Raw genomic sequence first — 20,104 nt, 5'->3', positions numbered from 1 at the left:
GATTTCCCCCGTTCCGGCCGTTCATCCCCCCGAAGGCGGTACCCGCGTTGAACCGACGCGTCCACGTTCCCACCCGTGTGCTCGGCGGTGCGCTGGCCGGAGCACTGGTGCTCACCGCGGTCAGCGCGTGCGGAGGGCAGGACGACGGGACGGTCACCCTCAGACTCGTCGCGGCCGACTACGGCGAGAGCCCCGAGACCAGCTCCCAGCACTACTGGGACGCGCTCGCCAGGGAGTTCGAGGCGGCCAACCCCAGGATCAAGGTCAGCGTCGAGGTGGACAGCTGGACCGAGATCGGCAAGAAGGTCGAGGACATGATCGCGGCCGGCAAGTCGCCGGACCTGCTCCAGACCGGCGGCTTCGCGGACCAGGTCGCGGCGGACCGGCTGTACCCGGCCTCCGAGGTGCTCTCGGTGGAGACCCAGGCGAAGTTCCTGGAGACCTTCGCCCACGCCGGGCAGGTGCTCGGGACGCAGTACGGGATTCCGTTCGTCTCCTCGTCGCGAGTGCTCTTCTACAACAAGGCGGTGTTCCGGCAGGCCGGGATCACCCAGCCGCCGGCCACCTGGAACGAGCTGCGGCAGGACGCGGAGAAGATCAAGGCCAAGGTGCCGGGGGTGACCCCGTACGGGCTGCCGCTGGGGCCGGAGGAGGCGCCCGCCGAGTCGATGCTGTGGACGCTGAGCGGCGGCGGCAGCATCTCCGACGACGTGGGCAACTACACCATCGACAGCGCCCAGAACCAGGCGACGTTCAGCTGGCTGAAGAGCAACCTGGTGGGCACCGGGCTGACGTACCCGGACCCGGGCGCGATGAACCGCACCCCGGTGTTCCAGGACTTCGCCGCCGGGAAGGTCGCGATGCTGAACGGGCATCCGACACTGCTGCGGATGGCGACCGCCGGGAAGATCGACTTCGGGACGGCGCCGATCCCGAAGAAGGACGGGGTGGGGCGGACCGGCAGCCTCGGGGTCGCGGACTGGATGACGGCGTTCAAGGCGAACGGGCACAAGAACGAGATCAAGAAGTTCCTGTCGTTCGTCTACGGCAAGGACAACCAGCTGAAGTTCGACGAGCAGTACAACCTGCTGCCGGTCACGCAGGACGCGTTCACCCAGATGTCGTCGGATCCGAAGCACGAGGACCTCAAGCAGTTCGCGGTCGGTCTGAGCAACGCGAGCTTCTACCCGTTCGGGGACCCGGCCTGGGGCGAGGTCAGCAACCGGATCAAGGCGGGGATCGGGCAGGCGGTGACGGGGGACCCGAAGCAGGTGCTCGGCGGGCTCCAGGAGTCGGCGGCGAAGGAAGCGGCGAAGGTCCGGAAGTAGGGCCGGGGATGCCGCCGGGGCCGGGGTTCTCCCGGCCCCGGCGGCGTGTTTTCGGGCGGTGCGGTGTCGGGCGGGGTTCAGGGGAGCGTGATGGCGTAGGCCTTGCGGAGGGTCTCGTGGACCGTCCAGGTGGTGCGGTCGCCCTCGCGCAGGACCGCGCAGTCGCCGGGGCCGACCTCCAGGGTCGGGCCGCCCTCCACCTCGACGGTGGCCCGGCCGCTGAGCACCACGAACATCTCGTCGGCCTCGACGTCGGTGACCACGCCGGGGGTGATCTGCCAGATGCCGCGCAGGTGGCGGCCGTCGGCGGACTCGGACAGCACCCGGCCGGTGACCTCGGGGGCGCCGGAGACGATCTGGGACGGGTCGAGCGGGTCGGGGTCGAGGTCGGCGGTGGGGATGTGCAGGGCGAAGGCGGGCGTGGTCATGGGGGCGACGTTAGCGGGGGGTCCTGGGCGGCGGGGCGAGCAGTGTGTGTCGGGGTCGCGCGGGAGAATGACACTCCGTAGCGGTGGGCGGAGGGTTTCCGGTGGGTGAGCTGGCCGAGCTGAGTGAGCGGGAGCGGGCGGTGCTGGCGCTGGAGGGGCGGCAGTGGCGGACGGCGGGGGCCAAGGAGCGGGCGATCCGGGAGGAGCTGGGGCTCTCCTCGACGCGGTACTACCAGGTGCTGAACGCTCTGCTGGACCGGGAGGAGGCCTTGGCGCATGCGCCGGTGCTGGTGAATCGGCTGCGGCGGGTGCGGGAGGCTCGGCGGGGGGCTCGTTGACGGGGGGCTTTCGGGAGGGTGGGGGTGGCGGGGGCGGCTCCGGGGGTGGCCGCTCCGGGGGCTGGGTGATTTTCGGACTGCCGTTCTCGTGGGTGCGACGCTGGACAGCGGAGGCAGTCTGAAAATCACCCGTCACGCCCCTCTCCGGGCCACCCCCTGCGCCGCCCCCGCCCGCAGCACATCCCTCTCGCCGGGAGGGGGAAGGGCGGGTGGGTGGGGACAGGTGGATGGGGGGTGGGGGCTCGCCTTGGTGGGTGGGTGCGGGTGGGGGCTCGCCTTGGTGGGTGAGGGCAGGGGGAGGGGCGGGTGGGGAAGGGCGGCGGGCTTGGGGGTTGGGGGCGGGTGGGCGGGTGCGGAGGGGGGTGGTCCGGGGTAGGGGCTTCGGTATGGGTTTTGAAGAGATGTTCGTGCCGGGGACCGGGGCTGGGCGGGACGGGGTGCGGGCCGTCCTGGCGGCGCCCGGGGAGGCCGTGGTCGGGTTGGACTTCGACGGGACGCTGGCGCCGATCGTGGCGGATCCCGGGCAGGCGCGGGCCCATCCGGGGGTGGTGGGGGCGTTGCGGCGGTTGACCTCGGTGGTGGGGGCCGTGGTGGTGGTGACGGGGCGGCCGGCCGGGTTGGCGGTGGAGTACGGGGGGTTCGCGGGGCTGCCGGGGGTGGTGGTGCTGGGGCACTACGGGGCCGAGCGGTGGGAGGACGGGGAGCTGTCGGCGCCGGAGGTGCACCCGGGGGTCGCCGGGGTGCGGGCGGCGTTGCCGGGGGTGCTGGAGCGGGTGGGGGCGCCCGAGGGGACGTGGGTGGAGGACAAGGGGCGGTCGGTGGCGGTGCACACCCGGCGGGCGGCGGCGCCGGAGGAGGCGCTGGAGCTGCTGCGGGCGCCGGTGGGGGAGCTGGCGGCCGGGTACGGGCTGGTGGTGGAGCCCGGTCGGCTGGTGCTGGAGCTGCGGCCGCCGGGGGTGGACAAGGGGGCGGCGCTGACCGGGTTCCTGCGGGAGCGGGGGGCCCGTTCGGTGCTCTACGCCGGGGACGACCTGGGGGACGTGGCGGCCTTCGCCGCGGTGGAGAAGCTGCGCGGCGAAGGGGTGGCCGGGGTGCTGGTGTGCGCCGGCGCGGTGGGGGACGCGCCGGTGCGGGAGCTGGCCGACCGGGCGGACCTGGTGGTCGCCGGGCCGGAGGGCGTGGTGGAGCTGTTGGAGGCCCTGGGGGAGGCGCTCACAGGGCGTTGAGCTGGTCCAGGAACCACTGCTGCGGGGGCAGCGCGGTGGCCGCCTCTGCGAGGCGCTTGGTGCGGCCGGCGCGCTCCTCCGGGCTCATGGTGAGGCCGGTGTGGAGGGCCTCCGCGGTGGCGATCACGTCGTAGGGGTTGACGGTGAGGGCGTCGTCCTTGAGTTCGGCGTGGGCGCCGGCCTCGCGGGAGAGGACGAGGGCGCAGCCGTGGTCGGAGACCACGGGCACCTCCTTGGCGACCAGGTTCATGCCGTCGCGGATGGGGTTGACCAGGGCGACGTCGGCCAGCCGGTAGGCGGCGAGGGAGCGCGGGAAGTCGTCGTCGACGTGCAGGATCAGCGGCCGCCAGGTGGGGGTGGCGAACTCCTCGTCGATGGCGGCCGCGAGGTCCTGGACGGCGGCGGTGTAGTTCCGGTACTCGGCGAGGTCGGTGCGGGACGGGTAGGCGAAGGCGATGTGCACCACCCGGTCGTGCCACTCGGGGCGGGTGCGGAGCAGGTGCCGGTACGCCTGGAGGCCGCGGACGATGTTCTTGCTCAGTTCGGTGCGGTCGACCCGGACGATGGTGCGGCGGTCGCCGACGGCCTCGCGGAGCGCGGCGAGGCGCTCGTCGACGTCGGGGCGGTGGGCGCGTTCGCGCAGGAAGTCGGCGTCGGCCCCGAGGGCGTGGACGCCGAGGCCTGTGGTGCGGCCTTCGAAGGTGACGGTGAGTGCGTCGTGGTCGACGGTCGCCCCGAGGAGGTCCTCGCAGCAGGCGGCGAAGGCGCGGGCCCAGCGGTGGGTCAGGAAGCCGGCCCGGTCGGCGCCCAGGATGCCGGTCAGGACGGCCCTGCCGACGTCGTCGGGCAGCATCCGGTAGTACTCGGGCGGCGCCCAGGGGGTGTGCGAGAAGTGGCCGGTCCGCAGGTCGGGGCGGGCCTCGCGGAGCAGGGCCGGGACCAGCGAGAGGTGGTAGTCCTGGACGAGGACGGCGGCGCCCGGGGCGGCTTCGGCGGCCAGGGCTTCGGCGAAGGCCTCGTTGTAGGCCAGGTAGGCGGCCCACTCGGTGCGGAACCCGGCGTCGAAGGCGGGCGCGGTGGGGGTCGCGTAGAGCAGGTGGTGGACGAACCAGAGGGTGGAGTTGGCGACGCCGTTGTAGGCGCGGGCGAAGGTGCCGGGGTCGATGTCCAGCATGCGTACGGCCTGGCCGCCGACCTCGTGGCCGGCCAGGTCGAGGCGGCCGTGGGGGGCCTCGGCGGCGGCTCTGCGGTCGGAGTCGTTGAGGGCGGCGCAGACCCAGACGGCGTTCGGGTCCTCGATGGCGGAGAGGCCGGAGACGAGGCCGCCGCCGCCGCGTCGCAGGGTCAGCGTGCCGTCGTCGGAGGTGCTGAAGGACACCGGTCCCCGGTTGGAGGCCACCAGGACGGGGGCGGTGCCGGTCGCACTCGAACGGTTGGTCGTGAGATCGCCCATGGTTGGGATGTTGCCGGGGGTGTGGGGTGGCAAACGTGTCAGTGCCGAGTGGCGTACTCGGGGACGGTGTGCATCGGGGGCCGCTCCAGGGCGGTCACCGGGTGGCTGTGCGCCGTGAAGGCGCGGGTTTCCGGGTCGCGGGTGAACTGGGTGAGGTGGGGGCGGACGAGGTCGGCGGAGGCCTTGAGGCGGTGGGCGCGGTCGAGGCGTTCGAGGGCGGTCCGGTAGATGGTGGCGGCCATCCGGCCGAGGGCCTGGCCGTCCTGGTGGCGGTGGTGCCGGACACCGACGTCCACCTGGGCCAGGGCGTCCAGGCCGGCCAGTTCCAGGGCGTCGACCAGGAGGCCGAGTTCGACGCCGTAGCCGGTGGGGAAGGGCAGCCGTTCGAGCAGCGGGCGGCGGGCCGCGTACTCGCCGCCGAGCGGCTGGACGAAGCCGGCCAGCTCAGGCCAGTGGAGGTTGAGCAGGGGGCGGGCGACGAGTTCGGTGACCCGGCCGCCGCCGGCGGGCAGGACGGCGCCCTCCGACTCCAGGGGGCGGTCGTACATGGCCTTGACCAGCTGGATGGACTCGTCGGTCAGCAGCGGCCCCACGATGCCGGAGACGAGCGCCGGGTCGAACTCGCGCAGGTCGGCGTCGACGAAGCAGACGATGTCGCCGCGGGTGACCAGCAGGGAGCGCCAGAGGACCTCGCCCTTGCCGGGGACGGCGGGCAGGCGGGGGAGGATCCGGTCGCGGTGTTCCACCCGGGCGCCGGCCTCGGCGGCGACGGCGGCGGTGGCGTCGGTGGAGCCGGAGTCCACGACGACGAGCTCGTCGACCAGCGGGAGGCGTTCCATCAGCTCGCGGCGGATGGTGCGGACGATGTCGCCGACGGTGGCCTCCTCGTCCAGGGCGGGGAGGACGACGCTGACGGTGCGGCCGGTGCGCTCCTTGGCCGCGAGGAGGGTGTGGACCGGCCGGTCGGCCGCGCTCCAGGAGCGGCGGTGCAGCCAGGACGCCGCCTGTGGGAGGAGCTCGGAGGTCGGTTCGGCGGGCACGGAGGTCTCCTCGGCGAGTCGGGTGGGACGGGTCATCTCGCTTGGCGGACGGTCCCGTTCGGAGTTGACGCCTTCGGATACAGTCTTCGTACAGCGGTCGGACCTTTGCACGCCGGGGTCGCCGCCGAGCACCACCACAATTTCACAAGCTCATCCAGAGGGACTGAGGGAACGGCCCGTTGACGTCCCGGCAACCTTCTCGCCCGGCCGTCCTCGACGGCCCCCGGCGGGACAGGTGCCAATTCCGTCCCGTGCCGCGACCGCGCCACGGGGAAGATGAGGAGAGAGGCCTCCGCCACCATGGCTATCGACATCGCCGCACCCGCTTCCGTCGACCTCGGCCCCGCCGCCGCCCTGTCCTGTCGGGAGTGCGGCACCCGCTTCCCGCTCGGCCCCAGCTTCGCCTGCCTGGAGTGCTTCGGGCCGCTGGAGATCGCCTACGAGTTCGGCGGTGAGGCCGCCGAGGAGCTGCGCAAGCGGATCGAGGCCGGCCCGGCGTCGATCTGGCGCTACGCGCCGCTGCTGCCGGTCCCGGCCGACGTCGCCTCCAAGCCGAACCTGAACCCGGGGTGGACCCCGCTGGTGAAGGCGGACAACCTGGGCCGCGAGCTCGGTTTCACCGCCCAGCTGCACATCAAGGACGACTCCGGGAACCCGACCCACTCGTTCAAGGACCGCGTGGTGGCCTGCGCCATCGAGGCGGCCAGGGCGTTCGGGTACACCACGCTGTCCTGCTCCTCCACCGGCAACCTGGCCGGTGCGGTGGGCGCGGCGGCGGCCAGGGCCGGTTTCAAGTCCTGCGTGTTCATCCCGCACGACCTGGAGCAGGGCAAGGTCGTCATGGCCGGGGTGTACGGCGGCGAGCTGGTCGGCATCGAGGGCAACTACGACGACGTGAACCGCTTCTGCTCGGAGCTGATCGGTGACTCGGCCGGCGAGGGCTGGGGCTTCGTCAACGTGAACCTGCGGCCGTACTACGGCGAGGGTTCCAAGACGCTGGCGTACGAGATCTGCGAGCAGCTCGGCTGGCGGCTGCCGGAGCAGATCGTGATCCCGATCGCCTCGGGCTCGCAGCTGACGAAGATCGACAAGGGCCTCCAGGAGCTGATCAGGCTCGGCCTGGTCGAGGACCGGCCGTACCGGATCTTCGGCGCCCAGGCCGAGGGCTGCTCGCCGGTGTCGGCCGCGTTCAAGGCCGGCCGGGACGTGATCAAGCCGGTGAAGCCGGACACCATCGCCAAGTCGCTGGCGATCGGCAACCCGGCCGACGGTCCGTACGTGCTGGACATCGCCCGCCGCACCGGTGGAGCGGTGGAGGACGTCACGGACGCGGAGGTCGTGGCGGCGATCCGGCTGCTGGCGCGGACCGAGGGCATCTTCGCCGAGACCGCGGGCGGGGTGACCGTCGGCGTGCTGAAGAAGCTGGTCGAGACCGGGCAGCTGGACCCGGCCAAGGAGACCGTCGCGATCAACACCGGTGACGGCCTGAAGACCCTGGACGCCGTCTCCGACTCCGGGATGACCGCCGTCATCCGCCCGACGCTGGACTCCTTCCGCGCCGCCGGCCTCGCGTCCCTCTGAACCACCCGTCAGGCCCCACCCCCGCAAGGAGAGTCATGAGCGCCAACGTCCGCATCCCCACCATCCTGCGCACCTACACCGGTGGCGCCGCCGAGGTGACCGCCGAGGGTGCCACCCTGGCCGAGGTCATCGCCGACCTGGAGAAGAACCACGCGGGCATCTCGGCCCGCATCCTGGACGACACCGGCAAGCTCCGCCGCTTCGTGAACGTCTACGTGAACGACGACGACGTGCGTTTCGCCGAGGGCCTGGCGACCGAGATCAAGGACGGCGCGGGCGTCTCGATCATCCCGGCGGTGGCCGGCGGCTGCTGAGCCGGCGCGAGCACCCGCGGTCGCCCGCGCGTACGGAATTCCGTTCTCCGTACGCGCGGGCGACCGCTTGCATTCCCGCGGGAATATTTCCGGGTCGAGTCGGAGTAGAGTGTGGCTCGGCTGGGAACAGGGTTTCCCTTTCGGCCCCCGCAGTGCTCGGCCCGGGGAGTCCGGCTGCTGGGCACGGACCGTAAAACATGTCAGGCGGATGTCAGAATTCCCGCAGGCATTTGAGTAATTCGTCCGCTATGTCCGGCGTGGAATGTGGAGATTATTCCGATTCAGCCCGTCCTGTCCCCTGGCGCCTTGGTGGAATTACCGGTGGCTGGCCCTGTTGCAGAGGGCGTCGATCCGGATACATTCAGCGGCGGTCGACGCAATCACCCGCTCACCGGAGGCCGTTCGGTGTCCCGCGCGGAGGGTTGTGGCGTGCACGGCTGTGCCCAGGGGGGGTTCCCCGGGCCGGCCTTCAAACCAACCCGGGCCCGCTACCTGCGGGCGCGTGAAGGGCCAGCACAGCACTAGGGGAGTTCGGAATGGCTCAGGGCACCGTCAAGTGGTTCAACGCGGAGAAGGGCTACGGCTTCATCGCGGTCGACGGTGGTGCGGACGTCTTCGTCCACTACAGCGCGATCCAGATGGACGGCTACCGCACCCTCGAGGAGGGCCAGCGGGTCGAGTTCGAGATCTCCCAGGGACAGAAGGGCCCGCAGGCGGACATGGTTCGCGCCGCGGCGGAATGACCCCTTCCGACCCCAGGAGCTCGGCGCGGCCCTACGGCTGGTGACCACTCGCTTCTCGACGGGCCCGTGCGACGCGTGTCGTACGGGCCCGTCGGCGTTCCCGGACGGTCCCGGCGGCGGCTCGCGGATCATCGCCGGGGCTTGCACTCGACCACCCTGAGTGCTAATCATTGGCGTTAGCACTCACAGCGTGAGAGTGACAGCGGACCGGGTCGGTGAGGCCCCCGGGAGCGGTAGGGGAATGGACCCCCGCACACCAGGGCCGTCCGTCGCGGGCACCCCTTGGTCCGAGCAGTCGACCGTGTCCCGGAGGACCACTTCAGATGGCCAAGATCATCGCCTTTGATGAGGAAGCTCGCCGCGGCCTTGAGCGTGGCATGAACCAGCTCGCCGACGCCGTGAAGGTCACGCTCGGCCCCAAGGGCCGCAACGTCGTGCTGGAGAAGAAGTGGGGCGCCCCCACGATCACCAACGACGGTGTCTCCATCGCCAAGGAGATCGAGCTCGAGGACCCGTACGAGAAGATCGGTGCGGAGCTCGTCAAGGAGGTCGCCAAGAAGACGGACGACGTCGCGGGTGACGGCACCACCACCGCCACCGTGCTCGCCCAGGCCCTGGTTCGCGAGGGTCTGCGCAACGTCGCCGCCGGCGCCAACCCGATGGCCCTGAAGCGCGGCATCGAGAAGGCCGTCATCGCCGTCTCGGACCAGCTGCTGGCCCAGGCCAAGGACGTGGAGACCAAGGAGCAGATCGCCTCCACCGCCTCCATCTCCGCCGCTGACACCCAGATCGGCGAGCTGATCGCCGAGGCCATGGACAAGGTCGGCAAGGAAGGCGTCATCACCGTCGAGGAGAGCAACACCTTCGGTCTGGAGCTCGAGCTCACCGAGGGCATGCGCTTCGACAAGGGCTACATCTCGGCCTACTTCGCCACCGACCTGGAGCGCATGGAGACGAGCTTCGAGGACGCCTACATCCTCATCGCCAACTCCAAGATCAGCTCGGTCAAGGACCTGCTGCCGCTGCTGGAGAAGGTCATGCAGGGCGGCAAGTCGCTGGTCATCATCGCCGAGGACGTCGAGGGCGAGGCCCTGTCGACCCTGGTCGTGAACAAGATCCGCGGCACCTTCAAGTCCGTCGCCGTCAAGGCCCCGGGCTTCGGCGACCGCCGCAAGGCCATGCTCGGCGACATCGCCATCCTCACCGGTGGCACCGTGATCTCCGAGGAGGTCGGCCTCAAGCTGGAGAACGCCGGCATCGACCTGCTGGGCCGCGCCCGCAAGGTGGTCATCACCAAGGACGAGACCACCATCATCGATGGTGCCGGTGACGCCGACCAGGTCCAGGGTCGCGTGAACCAGATCCGTGCCGAGATCGAGAACAGCGACTCGGACTACGACCGCGAGAAGCTCCAGGAGCGCCTCGCCAAGCTGGCCGGCGGCGTGGCCGTCATCAAGGCCGGCGCGGCCACCGAGGTGGAGCTCAAGGAGCGCAAGCACCGCATCGAGGACGCCGTCCGCAACGCCAAGGCCGCCGTCGAGGAGGGCATCGTCGCCGGTGGTGGCGTCGCGCTGCTGCAGGCCGCCGTCGCCTTCGACAAGCTGGAGCTGGACGGCGACGAGGCCACCGGTGCCAACATCGTCAAGGTCGCGCTGGAGGCCCCGATCAAGCAGATCGCGACCAACGCCGGCCTGGAGGGTGGCGTCGTGGTGGAGAAGGTGCGCAACCTCCCCGCCGGTCACGGTCTGAACGCCGCCACCAACGAGTACGTCGACCTGGTCGCCGCGGGCATCATCGACCCGGCCAAGGTCACCCGCTCCGCGCTGCAGAACGCCGCCTCCATCGCGGCGCTGTTCCTCACCACCGAGGCCGTCATCGCCGACAAGCCGGAGAAGGCCGCCGCGGCCGCCGGCGGCGGCATGCCGGGCGGTGACATGGACTTCTGATCCTGATCTCTCCGATCGGATCGGCTGGTTCCTCGTCCGCGTGGGCGGTCCCCTTCGGGGGGCCGCCCACGCGGCGTTTCGGCGTTCGGGGGAGTTGGGGAGAGGATGGACGGATGGCTGCCGACGACATCGAGACCGCCCTGCACAACGCCCGGGCACTGATCCTGGCCGACCTCACCGCGCGGGACGTGGCGGACGCCGCCGTCGTCTCGCTGGTGGAACAGGCCGTGACGCACCGCCGCTGGTGGCTGGACCAGTGGCCGGACGGCACCGAGTACGTGCTCGGGCTGGTCGCCCAGGACGTCCAGGACGCGCTGCTGGAGGAGTACGGGCGCTGGCCGCTGTGCGCCGACTGCGCGGCCGAGGGGGACCCGCACGCGCTGGGCGTGGAGCCCGAGCTGGGGCCGGAGCCGCACTGGGTGTGCGGCAAGCGGGGCGCGGTGGTGGCGCCGGTGGGCAAGCTGCCGTAGAGCCCGGGCGGTCTAGGGGGTGTCGGACGGGTCCTGGCCGGTCAGCTCCCGGAGTTCGGCCGTCAGGTTGGCGCGCGCGGCCGCCGTGAAGCGCTCGCGGGCGGCGGGGGAGCGGTAGAGCGCGGGCAGGGCCAGCAGCCGGCGCAGGACGGCGGCCCGGCCGGCCGTGAAGTCCGGCGCGGGGACGAAGCCGTACTCCGCGCGGACGGCGGCCGCGTACGCCGCGTACGCCTCGGGGGTGCCGCCGAGGACGGCGAGGTCCGCGTCGCAGAGCACCTCGCCGTCGCGGTCGCCGGGGGCGGGGTCGTGGCCGACGGTGAGCAGGACGAGGCGTTCGACCTCGGCGATCCGCTCGGCGGGCAGTCCGGCGGCGGTCAGCGCGCGGACGGCCAGGGCGGCGCTGCGCTCCTCGTTCTCGGTGCGGTCGGGGCGGTAGACGGCGTCGTGGAACCAGGCCGCCAGGCGGACCGCGTCCGGGTCGGCGGCGTGCCCGGCCAGCTCGTCGACGTGCCGCAGCACCGCGTGCAGGTGTGCGACGCGGTGGTAGCGGCGCTGCGGTTCCGACCAGCGGCGCAGCAGCTCCCGGCCGTAGGGCCCGGGGTCGACGCCGGCCCCGCAGCGGTGCAGCAGGGCGGTCCAGGCGGCGAGCAGGCCGGCCTCGGCACCGGACGGGTCGGGCGCCGCGGTGGCGGGGTCGGGCTCGGTGATCGGCATGGCGACCATTGTGGCGGCCCGGCCCCGCACTGGACCTATAGGTAGGTTGACGATATATGTAGTCGTATGACAGAACGCTCCATGCAGGAGCCCACGCTGCTGCTGCTCACCGCGCTGGCCGACGCCCCGCGGCACGGCTACGCGCTCATCCAGGAGATCGCCGCGATCTCCGACGGCCGGGTCAAGATGCGCACCGGCACGCTCTACGGGGCGCTCGACCGGCTGCTGGGCCAGGGCCTGATCGAGGTGGCCGCCGAGGAGGTCGTGGACGGCCGCGCCCGGCGCAGCTACGCGCTGACCGACGCCGGCCGGGACGCGCTGGCCGCCGAGGCCGGGCGCCTGCGGGCGGTCGCCACCGAGGCCGAGCGCCGGCTGACCAGGATCCGGTCGATGCTGCCGGGCAAGACCGGGTCGCAGGGGCGGCCCGCGACGGGGGGAGGCCTCTCATGACCACACCGGTGATCGGCGCGGGGCCCTCGGCGGTGCTGCGGGCCGCGCTCCAGCTCTACCCGGCGCGCTACCGCCACGAGCGCGGCGAGGAGCTGGCCGAGGTGTTCGCCGACACGACGGCGGCGGGCGGCCGGCCGGCCGTCGCCCGGGAGGCCCTCGGCCTGGCGGCGTACGGGTTGCGGGTGCGGCTCGGGCTGACCGGCGCCTCGGCGGCCGGGCGGCTGCTGGCGCTGGTCGCGCCGATGCTCGCCGGCGCCGCGGCCGGCGCCATGCTGGTGGCCTGGCTGACCACCGCGGACCGGATCGCCGTCCACCTCTCCTGGGACGACTCGTACGGCGTCTACTTCTCGTCGTTCTGTCCGCCGGTGGCCGCCGCGCTGCTCGCGGTGGCGGCCCTGCTGGGGCGGTGGACGGCGGTGCGGGTGAGTGCGCTGGTCCTGGGCGCCATGGGGATGTACGACCTGGCGTACGCCGCGTGGAACTCCTCCTTCGACGTGTGGTGGAGCGGCTACATCGGGATGGCCTCGCTGCCGTTCGTGGTGGCGGCCGTGCTGCTGGTCGCGGCGCCGACCGACCTGCTGCCGCGGCCGACCTGGCGCACGGCCGGCCTGGTGCTGGCCTCGATCGCGGTGGGCGGGCTGCTGGCGGCCGCCCAGAGCTGGGACGACACCACCTTCCCGCTGGACCGCCAGTGGTTCGTGCTGATGCTGATCGCTCCGCTGCTGCTGACCTTCGCCGGGCTGCGCGGACGGTTCGCGCCGATGGCCGTCGGGGTGGCGGCACTGGTGCTGGCCGGGCCCGGCTGCCTGTTCAACATCTGGCGCGGCTCGGGCGGGCTCTCCCACCTGCTGCCGATGGCGGCGCCGACGGTCGCCGCGCTGGTGCTGGTGGCGGTGGCGGTGCACCGGTTCGGGCGGCGGGAGACGGTCCCGGAGGTCCACGCGGCGGCGTGACCGGTGCCCGCGAGGAGGCCGCTCCGGTATGACCGGAATGGCCTCCTCGGAGTTTCCGGGGAAAGGCGGATGTGGCAGGCTGTCGAATATGTCTAGACCAATTTTCGAAGTCATCGCGCTGACGCCCCAGGACGCCCAGGCCGCCGAGTCGGGCGGCGCCGACCGGCTCGAACTGGTCACCGACATGGCCGCCGACGGGCTCACCCCGTCCGTCGAGGACTTCGGCCGGATCCGGGCCGCCGTCGGCATCCCGCTGCGGGTCATGCTGCGGATCCGGGACGGCTTCGCCCCCGGCGACGTGGACGAGCTGTGCGCCCGGGCCACCGCGCTGCGGGCCGAGGGGGCCGAGGAGTTCGTCCTCGGCTTCCTCGGCGCCGGGGGCGCCGTCGACCTGGCCGCCACCACGGCCGTCGCCGAGACGATCGCCGGCTGCCGCTGGACCTTCCACCGGGCGATCGACCACAGCACCGACCGGGCCGCGCTGCGGGCCGCCGTCGGCGGGCTGCCCGGTCTGGACACCTTCCTCACCTCCGGCGCGGTCGCCGGGGTGGACGCCGGGCGCGAGGTGCTGTCGGCCGAGCTGGCCAGGGCCGGCGAGCCCGGGTACCGGCAGCGGATCCTGATCGGCGGCGGCCTGCGGGCCGAGCACCTGAAGGAGCTGCGGGCGGAGGGGTTCGACGCCTTCCACGTCGGCGGCGCGGTGCGGGTCGACGGCTGGCGGACACCGGTGGACCCGGCCAAGGTCGCCGACTGGCGGGCGATGATCGACGCCTGAGCGTCCGTTCCGGGTGCCTGCTGCGGGCGCCCGCTGCCGACGCCGTCCGAAAGGGCCGGTCCCCGTGGACCGGCCCTTTCGCGCACTACCGCAGCTGCTCGGGCAGCGGCTCGCCGTGCAGCACCGTCAGCCCGGACACGGCCCGGGTCAGCGCCACGTACAGCCGCCGCAGACCGGTCCGCTCGTCCGGCTCCCCGGCGATCACCGCGGCCGGCTCGTCCAGCACCACGTAGTCGTACTCCAGGCCCTTGGCCAGCGAGGCAGGCACGAGGGTGAGCCTGGCCTCCGCGCTGGTCTCGTCGCCGGGGGAGAGGTACGGCAGACCGGCCGCGGTCAGCGCCTCGGCGAGCCGCGGGACACGGGCGTCGGCGGCGATCAGGCCGGTCGAGCCCTCGTGCTCCAGCGCCTCCCGGCAGGCCGCCAGGACCGCCCCGGTGCTCTCCCCGTCCGCGACCCGGCGGATCGTCAGCGATCCCGGCGCATCACGGACCGAGGAGGCCGGGGCCAGGCCGGGCGCGATCGCCGGGAGCAGCCGGGAGGCGTACGCGATGACCTCCTCCGGCACCCGGAAGCCCTTGGTCAGCTCCTCGATGTGCGCCTCCGGCTTGCCCAGGTGGCGCAGCGCCTCCGGCCAGCTCGCGGTCGCCCACGGGGTGGTGCCCTGGGCGAGGTCGCCGAGAACGGTCGCCGAGCCGGTGGTGCAGCGGCGGCCGACCGCCCGGTACTGCATCGGGGAGAGGTCCTGGGCCTCGTCCAGCACCACGTGGCCGAGCGAGGAGGTGCGCTGCACCAGGTCGGTCGCCTCGTCCACCAGGACGGCGTCGGCCGCCGTCCAGCGCGCGGTCTTCACCGAGCGGCCCGGCTTGGGCCAGAGCACCGCCCGCTGCTCCTCGGGAGTGAGGACGCCCTCGGCGCACTCGGCCAGGAACCCCGGATCGGAGAGCAGTCGCAGGACCAGCTTCGCCGGGTCGACGGCCGGCCAGCACTCCTTGACCACCGCCTTGACCGCGGGGTTGCGGGCCACCGCGTCCTGCACCCGGTCGTCCGGGGCCTCGCCGCCCTGCTCCATCTTCAGCAGCACGGTGTGCGCGATGCGCTGCGGCAGGGCGTCCCTGGCGGCGCCGTAACGGACCTCGCGGCCCTTCAACTCCTCGATGATCTCGACCAGTTCGTACGCCGGAACGCGCCAGCGGCGGGAGCCGCGGACCACCACGCAGGGCTCGGCGGGCAGCGTGATGCCCGAGCGCACCGCCCGGCGCAGCACCTCGGCCATCCGGGCGTCGCCCTTCAGCCGGGCCGCCTCGGGGACGTCCTCGCCCCGCACCTCGACGTGCCCGACCAGCTGCTGCACGGTGGCCTGGGCGACCTCCAGCTCGCCGAGGGCCGGGAGCACCTGCTCGATGTAGGAGAGGAAGGCGTTGTTCGGCCCGATCACCAGGGTGCCGGTCCTGGCGAGGCGCTCGCGGTGCGCGTACAGCAGGTAGGCGACCCGGTGCAGGCCGACGGCGGTCTTCCCGGTGCCGGGCGCCCCCTGGACGCAGATGGTGCCCGTGACGTCGGAGCGGACGATCTCGTCCTGCTCGGGCTGGATGGTGGCGACGATGTCGCGCATCGGGCCGACACGGGGCTTCTCGATCTCGGCGGCCAGCAGGGCGGAGGAGGTCTCGCTCTCGGCCGGGTCGCTGAGGTGCTCGTCCTCGTAGGCGGTGAGTTCGCCGCCGGTGTAGCCGAAGCGGCGGCGGCGCTCGACATCCAGCGGCTCGGTGCGGCTGGCCCGGTAGAACGGCTGGGAGACCGGCGCGCGCCAGTCGATCACCATCGGGTCGCCGTCGGCGTCGTGGACGTGCCGGCGCCCGATGTAGAAGCTCTCGCCGCCTCCCCCTTCACTGAGTTCCTCGCTGATCGCGTGCAGGTAGTCGAGGCGGCCGAAGAACAGCGGGGTGTGCGAGAGGTCGGCCAGTGCGGCGATCCTGGCCGTGATCTGGTTCTGGAGCACCATGGCGGTGACCCAGGTGCCGGTCACGTCGCGGATGTCGAGCGACTCGACGTCCGCTCGCATGGCGCGCAGCGCGGCCCTGGACGCGGCCAGGTGGTCGCGTTCGCGCTGGAGGGGGTCGGTGGTGGGGGTGGCGGGCACAGCGAACCTTCCCGGCTGCCCCGGTGGCGGGCGCAGCGGATCGTAGGAGCTCACGGTGGGTGTGCCGGCCGGTTGCCGTACGGTCGGCGCCTCCCCCGGCTGCCTGCGGGACTTCAGCAGGTACCACGGTTCGGGAGGGGGCAGACGGACGATCTTAGACCCGTCCGCCCCGGGGTACCAGTCCCGCAGGTCTCGGGGTTGCCCCCTACCCCGGTCCCGGGCCGCGGTACACCGGGAGGACGAGCCGCGCACCTGCGGGTACGGCCTTTGGAGTGATGCCCTCGGCCGGTCGGGTGCCTACCGTTGAAGACATGAGCACCACGAACCGCACCCCACGATCCGGTCCGGCCGGCGCCACCGCCGTCTCCGGACGCCACCGCAACCCGCTGAGCACCGCCGTCCGCAACGTCGGCATCGCCCTGGACACCGCCGCGCGCGTGATCTTCCTCGGGCGCGACGGTGTCCGGTACTGAACCGCGGTCCTACAGCACGTCGTCGGCGTCGATGATCCGGTACGCGTAGCCCTGTTCGGCGAGGAAGCGCTGCCGGTGGGCGGCGAAGTCCTGGTCCACCGTGTCCCTGGCGACCACCGAGTAGAAGTGCGCCGAGTGGCCGTCCGCCTTGGGGCGCAGCACCCGGCCGAGGCGCTGGGCCTCCTCCTGGCGGGAGCCGAAGGTCCCGGAGACCTGGATGGCCACGGTGGCCTCCGGCAGGTCGATGGAGAAGTTCGCCACCTTGGAGACCACCAGGACGCCGATCTCCTTGTTCCGGAAGGCCTCGAAGAGCTTCTCGCGCTGGGCGTTGCTGGTCTCGCCCTTGATCACCGGGGCGTCCAGGACCTCGCCGAGTTCGTCCAGCTGGTCGATGTACTGGCCGATGATCAGCGTCTGGTCCTTCTCGTGCTTCCTGACCAGCGCCTCCACCACCCGTCGCTTGGTCGCGGTGGTGGCGCAGAAGCGGTAGCGCTCCTCGGGCTCGGCGGTCGCGTAGGAGAGCCGCTCGGAGTCGGTCAGGGTGACCCGCACCTCGCAGCAGTCGGCGGGCGCGATGTAGCCCTGCGCCTCGATCTCCTTCCACGGCGCGTCGAAGCGCTTGGGGCCGATCAGGCTGAACACGTCGCCCTCGCGGCCGTCCTCGCGCACCAGGGTGGCGGTCAGGCCGAGCCGGCGGCGGGCCTGGAGGTCGGCGGTGAACTTGAACACCGGCGCGGGCAGCAGGTGCACCTCGTCGTAGACCACCAGGCCCCAGTTGCGGGCGTCGAACAGCTCCAGGTGGGCGTAGACGCCCTTCCGCTTGGTGGTCATCACCTGGTAGGTGGCGATGGTGACCGGGCGGATCTCCTTCCGCGTCCCGCTGTACTCGCCGATCTCGTCCTCGGTGAGCGAGGTGCGCTTGACCAGCTCGTGCTTCCACTGGCGGGCCGAGACGGTGTTGGTGACCAGGATCAGCGTGGTCGACTTGGCGTGCGCCATCGCGGCCGCGCCGACCAGCGTCTTGCCGGCGCCGCAGGGCAGCACGACCACGCCCGAGCCGCCGTGCCAGAAGCCCTCGACGGCCTGCGCCTGGTACGGGCGCAGCTGCCACCCGTCCTCGTCCAGGTCGATCGGGTGCGCCTCGCCGTCCACGTACCCGGCGAAGTCCTCGGCGGGCCAGCCGAGCTTGAGCAGCACCTGCTTGATCTGCCCGCGCTCGGAGGGGTGCACCACCACGGTGTCGGGGTCGACCCGGGCGCCGACCAGCGGGACGATCTTCTTGGAGCGCAGCACCTCCTCCAGCACCGGCCGGTCGGTGGTGGTGAGCACCAGCCCGTGGGTCGGGTGCTTGAGCAGCTGGAGCCGCCCGTACCGGCCCATGGTGTCCGCCACGTCCACCAGCAGCGCGTGCGGCACCGGGTAGCGCGAGTACGTCACCAGGGCGTCCACCACCTGCTCGGCGTCGTGCCCGGCCGCTCGCGCGTTCCACAGCCCGAGCGGTGTCACCCGGTACGTGTGCACGTGCTCGGGCGCCCGCTCCAGCTCGGCGAACGGCGCGATGGCGCGACGGCAGTCGGCGGACTTGGGGTGGTCGATCTCCAGGAGAAGAGTTTTGTCGCTCTGGACGATGAGCGGTCCGTCGTTCACGCGGGGAAGCCCTCCACTGGCTGACAGGGTGGTTTGAAGCAGACCCTCCAGTGTCGCGCATCGCGGGTGGTGCGCGGGAGGGTGTCCCGGAGTGACCACGGTGTGTGCTCGCTCGTTGGGCTGGCCATGAAGAAGTCGAAGCGTGTTCTCACCGCCCTCGCCCTGATGGGCTCGGCCTTCGCGGCCACCGCCGGCTCGGCCGGTTCGGCCCACGCCCTCGCGGGCATCGGCGAGGGGCCCGGCGGCCTGATCGCGGCGCCCGGGTTCCTGCTCGCGGACACCGTCACCGGAGGTGCGGTGCCGGTCGGGCAGGGGCAGATCGGCAGCCTGGCGGACAAGGCCGTGCAGGAGAAGATGAAGGAGGCGCAGCAGGGGCACTGAGGCCCGCGGGTCACTCGTCGAGTTCCGCGACGCCGGTGATGCGGTGCAGGGCGAAGGTGCGGAGTTCGTCGGCGTGGTGGTCGAAGGCGGTGACGAAGCCGCCTTCGACCTTGACCGGGTCGATGATCCGCTGGCTGGCGATGCCCTCGGCGTTGAGGTAGCCGATCCACACCCGCTCGCCGAGCAGGACGGCCGTCTGGAGGGTGGCCAGGGTCTCGGCGGCGGCGGTGCGGGGGAGGTGGCGCGGGTCGGGGGCGGGTTCGCGGCGGTTGGCGGTGGCGGCGCGGTCGCCGGCCCGGACGGCCTTGACGGCCGCGGCGAGCAGGACGTCGTCGGGGGTCGGCGGGCCGTCGGGGACCGGGACGGGCGCCGTGCGGGGCGGGGTGCGGTGGCTGTCCGGGCGGGTGATCAGCACGTCGCCCTCGGCGGACTCGGCGACCGGGGCGTAGCCCATGGCGCGCAGGGCGGCGAGCAGGACGTCAGGGGCGGCCTGGGAGGCCAGGACGGTGGGGGCGAGCAGGCGCAGCCGCAGTTCGGCGGAGCGGCGGTCGGCGAGTACCTCGCCCAGCAGGGACGGGTCGTCGCAGCGCAGGTAGGAGGAGGCGGCGCCGACGCGCAGGATGCCGTGCCGGCGGGCGACGTCGTCGATCAGGTAGGCGAGCGGCTGCGGGACGGGCGTGCGGCTGTGCTGCTCCAGGAAGGCCCGCAGGTCGGTGGCGGTGCGGCCGGCGTCGAGGGCGCGGCGGACCGAGGCCGGGGTGAAGCGGTAGACGGTGGCGCCGCCCTTGGACTCGATGTCGGCGCAGAGCGCGAGGGCGTGGGCGAGCGGGGTGAGCAGCGGGCCGGGGGCGATCGCGGTGAGGTCCGGCTGGAGGATCACGTGGTCCAGCGGCTGCGGGAGCAGCGGGGCGAGCACCTCGGCCGGGTCGGCCTCGGCGGTGAGCAGGGCGCGGGCGGGGGAGGCCAGGGCGCCGCGGCCGGTGATGCCGAGGAGTTCGGCCTCGTCGAGGGCCCAGGCGGTGAGGTCGTCGCGCAGCTCGCGGCCGTCCTGGCCGGTGGGGCCGCCGCGCAGCGGGCGCTGCCAGCGCAGGGCGGGGAGCAGTTCCCCGGCGGTGGCCGGGGTGCCGGGCGGGAGTTCGGCGAGCAGGGCGAGGGCGGCGCGGCGGACGGACGGGGCCAGGGTGCGGTCCAGTTCGGGGCCGAGGGCGGCGCGCGGCCTGCCCTTGCCGTCCGGGGTGCCGGTGAGGGCGGGGACGCGGGTGGCGGCGAGCCAGGCGGTGGCGAGGACGGACCAGCGCTCGGCGGTGTCCAGGTGCAGCCAGGTGTCGTACCCGGGGGTCGGGGCCCAGCGTTCGTCCGCCTCGCCGTCGGGGGCCAGTAGCCCTGAGGTGTAGGCGAGTTCGAGCCAGAACGCGGTCTGCTGCTCGGTGCTCTCCAGGGCCTGGGCGGTGCGCTTGAGGTCGCGGACGCCGAGGCCGCCGGCGCGCAGGGTGGGCGGCGGGGTGAGGCCGAGGTGGTCGAGCAGGTCCTCGACGGTCTTGACCGCGGTGTGCGCCTGGCCGGCCGCGGCGCCGTCCACGGCGGTCACCTGACCGAGGACCCGGGGGTCCTCCTTGGCCACCGAGCGCAGCAGCCCGGCCAGGGCGGGGGTGTCGGTGACCACCTGGACCAGCACCGTGCCGTCCTCGGCCGTCAGGCCCCGGACGG

General features: G+C 72.9%; 20 protein-coding genes and 1 riboswitch. Of the genes, 13 read left to right on the top strand and 7 right to left on the bottom strand.

Annotation, left to right across the window (positions count from 1 at the left end; translation table 11 throughout):
* The first annotated feature begins 47 nt into the window (after positions 1-47).
* A complete protein-coding gene (locus BU198_RS16385) occupies positions 48-1,328 on the top strand; it encodes an extracellular solute-binding protein (protein ID WP_223244470.1) in 1,281 nt (426 codons plus the stop codon).
* A gap of 77 nt (positions 1,329-1,405) precedes the next feature.
* Here the strand turns inward: BU198_RS16385 and BU198_RS16380 are convergent, their stop codons facing one another.
* On the bottom strand, positions 1,406-1,756 hold the full coding sequence (locus BU198_RS16380; protein WP_188297585.1) for a cupin domain-containing protein: 351 nt from the start codon (positions 1,754-1,756) through the stop codon (positions 1,406-1,408).
* Between the two features lie 110 nt (positions 1,757-1,866).
* Here BU198_RS16380 and BU198_RS16375 point away from each other — a divergent pair, with 110 nt between their 5' ends.
* Both BU198_RS16375 and otsB read left to right on the top strand, forming a co-directional pair.
* Complete coding sequence (locus BU198_RS16375) at positions 1,867-2,094, top strand: DUF3263 domain-containing protein (protein WP_188297595.1); 228 nt, start codon at positions 1,867-1,869, stop codon at positions 2,092-2,094.
* A gap of 386 nt (positions 2,095-2,480) precedes the next feature.
* Positions 2,481-3,320, top strand: a complete 840-nt coding sequence (gene otsB / locus BU198_RS16370; protein ID WP_188297584.1) for a trehalose-phosphatase — start codon at positions 2,481-2,483, stop codon at positions 3,318-3,320.
* Here the strand turns inward: otsB and BU198_RS16365 are convergent.
* Together BU198_RS16365 and BU198_RS16360 are read right to left on the bottom strand one after the other, a co-directional pair.
* The gene (locus tag BU198_RS16365) at positions 3,307-4,773 is read right to left on the bottom strand and encodes a trehalose-6-phosphate synthase (protein WP_188297583.1); all 1,467 of its coding nucleotides are present in this window, start codon (positions 4,771-4,773) and stop codon (positions 3,307-3,309) included. The genes otsB and BU198_RS16365 overlap by 14 nt on opposite strands.
* 38 nt (positions 4,774-4,811) lie before the next feature.
* Positions 4,812-5,849, bottom strand: coding sequence for a glucosyl-3-phosphoglycerate synthase (locus BU198_RS16360; protein WP_188297582.1), 1,038 nt, complete (start codon positions 5,847-5,849; stop codon positions 4,812-4,814).
* Between the two features lie 111 nt (positions 5,850-5,960).
* A riboswitch (SAM riboswitch) is annotated at positions 5,961-6,096 on the top strand.
* 17 nt (positions 6,097-6,113) lie between these two features.
* On the opposite strand from BU198_RS16360, the gene thrC reads away from it, so the two are divergent.
* From thrC to BU198_RS16335, 5 genes are all read left to right on the top strand, one after another.
* Positions 6,114-7,394 (top strand): threonine synthase, encoded by a 1,281-nt coding sequence (thrC, locus tag BU198_RS16355; protein WP_188297581.1) that lies wholly within the window; start codon positions 6,114-6,116, stop codon positions 7,392-7,394.
* A gap of 35 nt (positions 7,395-7,429) precedes the next feature.
* Entirely contained in the window at positions 7,430-7,708 is a 279-nt protein-coding gene (locus BU198_RS16350) for a MoaD/ThiS family protein (protein ID WP_188297580.1), read from the top strand.
* 536 nt (positions 7,709-8,244) lie between these two features.
* A complete protein-coding gene (locus tag BU198_RS16345) occupies positions 8,245-8,451 on the top strand; it encodes a cold-shock protein (protein WP_188297579.1) in 207 nt (68 codons plus the stop codon).
* A gap of 323 nt (positions 8,452-8,774) precedes the next feature.
* Positions 8,775-10,397, top strand: coding sequence for a chaperonin GroEL (gene groL, locus BU198_RS16340; RefSeq protein ID WP_188297578.1), 1,623 nt, complete (start codon positions 8,775-8,777; stop codon positions 10,395-10,397).
* Positions 10,398-10,510: 113 nt separating this feature from the next.
* Positions 10,511-10,867 carry a hypothetical protein gene (locus BU198_RS16335; protein WP_188297577.1) on the top strand — a complete coding sequence of 119 codons (357 nt, stop codon included), beginning with the start codon at positions 10,511-10,513 and terminating at the stop codon, positions 10,865-10,867.
* Between the two features lie 12 nt (positions 10,868-10,879).
* Here the strand turns inward: BU198_RS16335 and BU198_RS16330 are convergent, their stop codons facing one another.
* The gene (locus tag BU198_RS16330) at positions 10,880-11,590 is read right to left on the bottom strand and encodes a hypothetical protein (protein ID WP_188297576.1); all 711 of its coding nucleotides are present in this window, start codon (positions 11,588-11,590) and stop codon (positions 10,880-10,882) included.
* Between the two features lie 57 nt (positions 11,591-11,647).
* Between BU198_RS16330 and BU198_RS16325 the strand changes: the two genes are divergently transcribed.
* From BU198_RS16325 to BU198_RS16315, 3 genes are all read left to right on the top strand, one after another.
* Complete coding sequence (locus BU198_RS16325) at positions 11,648-12,031, top strand: PadR family transcriptional regulator (RefSeq protein ID WP_188297575.1); 384 nt, start codon at positions 11,648-11,650, stop codon at positions 12,029-12,031.
* Positions 12,028-12,984, top strand: coding sequence for a hypothetical protein (locus BU198_RS16320; RefSeq protein WP_188297574.1), 957 nt, complete (start codon positions 12,028-12,030; stop codon positions 12,982-12,984). The genes BU198_RS16325 and BU198_RS16320 overlap by 4 nt, the downstream gene beginning before the upstream one ends.
* An 88-nt stretch (positions 12,985-13,072) precedes the next feature.
* Positions 13,073-13,759 carry a copper homeostasis protein CutC gene (locus BU198_RS16315; protein ID WP_188297573.1) on the top strand — a complete coding sequence of 229 codons (687 nt, stop codon included), beginning with the start codon at positions 13,073-13,075 and terminating at the stop codon, positions 13,757-13,759.
* Positions 13,760-13,844: 85 nt separating this feature from the next.
* Here the strand turns inward: BU198_RS16315 and BU198_RS16310 are convergent, their stop codons facing one another.
* Positions 13,845-15,896 (bottom strand): HelD family protein, encoded by a 2,052-nt coding sequence (locus tag BU198_RS16310; RefSeq protein ID WP_188297572.1) that lies wholly within the window; start codon positions 15,894-15,896, stop codon positions 13,845-13,847.
* A gap of 311 nt (positions 15,897-16,207) precedes the next feature.
* Here BU198_RS16310 and BU198_RS16305 point away from each other — a divergent pair, with 311 nt between their 5' ends.
* Positions 16,208-16,369, top strand: coding sequence for a hypothetical protein (locus BU198_RS16305; protein WP_188297571.1), 162 nt, complete (start codon positions 16,208-16,210; stop codon positions 16,367-16,369).
* A gap of 9 nt (positions 16,370-16,378) precedes the next feature.
* Here BU198_RS16305 and BU198_RS16300 read toward each other — a convergent pair whose 3' ends face one another.
* Positions 16,379-18,016: a DNA repair helicase XPB gene (locus BU198_RS16300; RefSeq protein ID WP_188297570.1), complete on the bottom strand. Its 1,638-nt coding sequence runs from the start codon at positions 18,014-18,016 to the stop codon at positions 16,379-16,381.
* A 102-nt stretch (positions 18,017-18,118) separates the two neighbouring features.
* On the opposite strand from BU198_RS16300, the gene BU198_RS16295 reads away from it, so the two are divergent.
* A complete protein-coding gene (locus BU198_RS16295; protein ID WP_188297569.1) occupies positions 18,119-18,397 on the top strand; it encodes a hypothetical protein in 279 nt (92 codons plus the stop codon).
* Positions 18,398-18,407: 10 nt separating this feature from the next.
* On the opposite strand, the gene BU198_RS16290 is transcribed toward BU198_RS16295, so the two are convergent.
* Positions 18,408-20,104, bottom strand: a 1,697-nt coding sequence (locus BU198_RS16290; RefSeq protein ID WP_223244469.1) for a helicase C-terminal domain-containing protein, incomplete at its 5' end; no start/stop codon positions are given.

Source organism: Streptomyces sp. CBMA156 (assembly GCF_014596515.1).
Taxonomy (GTDB): Bacteria; Actinomycetota; Actinomycetes; order Streptomycetales; family Streptomycetaceae; genus Kitasatospora.
This window is presented reverse-complemented; position numbering and strand designations above follow the sequence as displayed.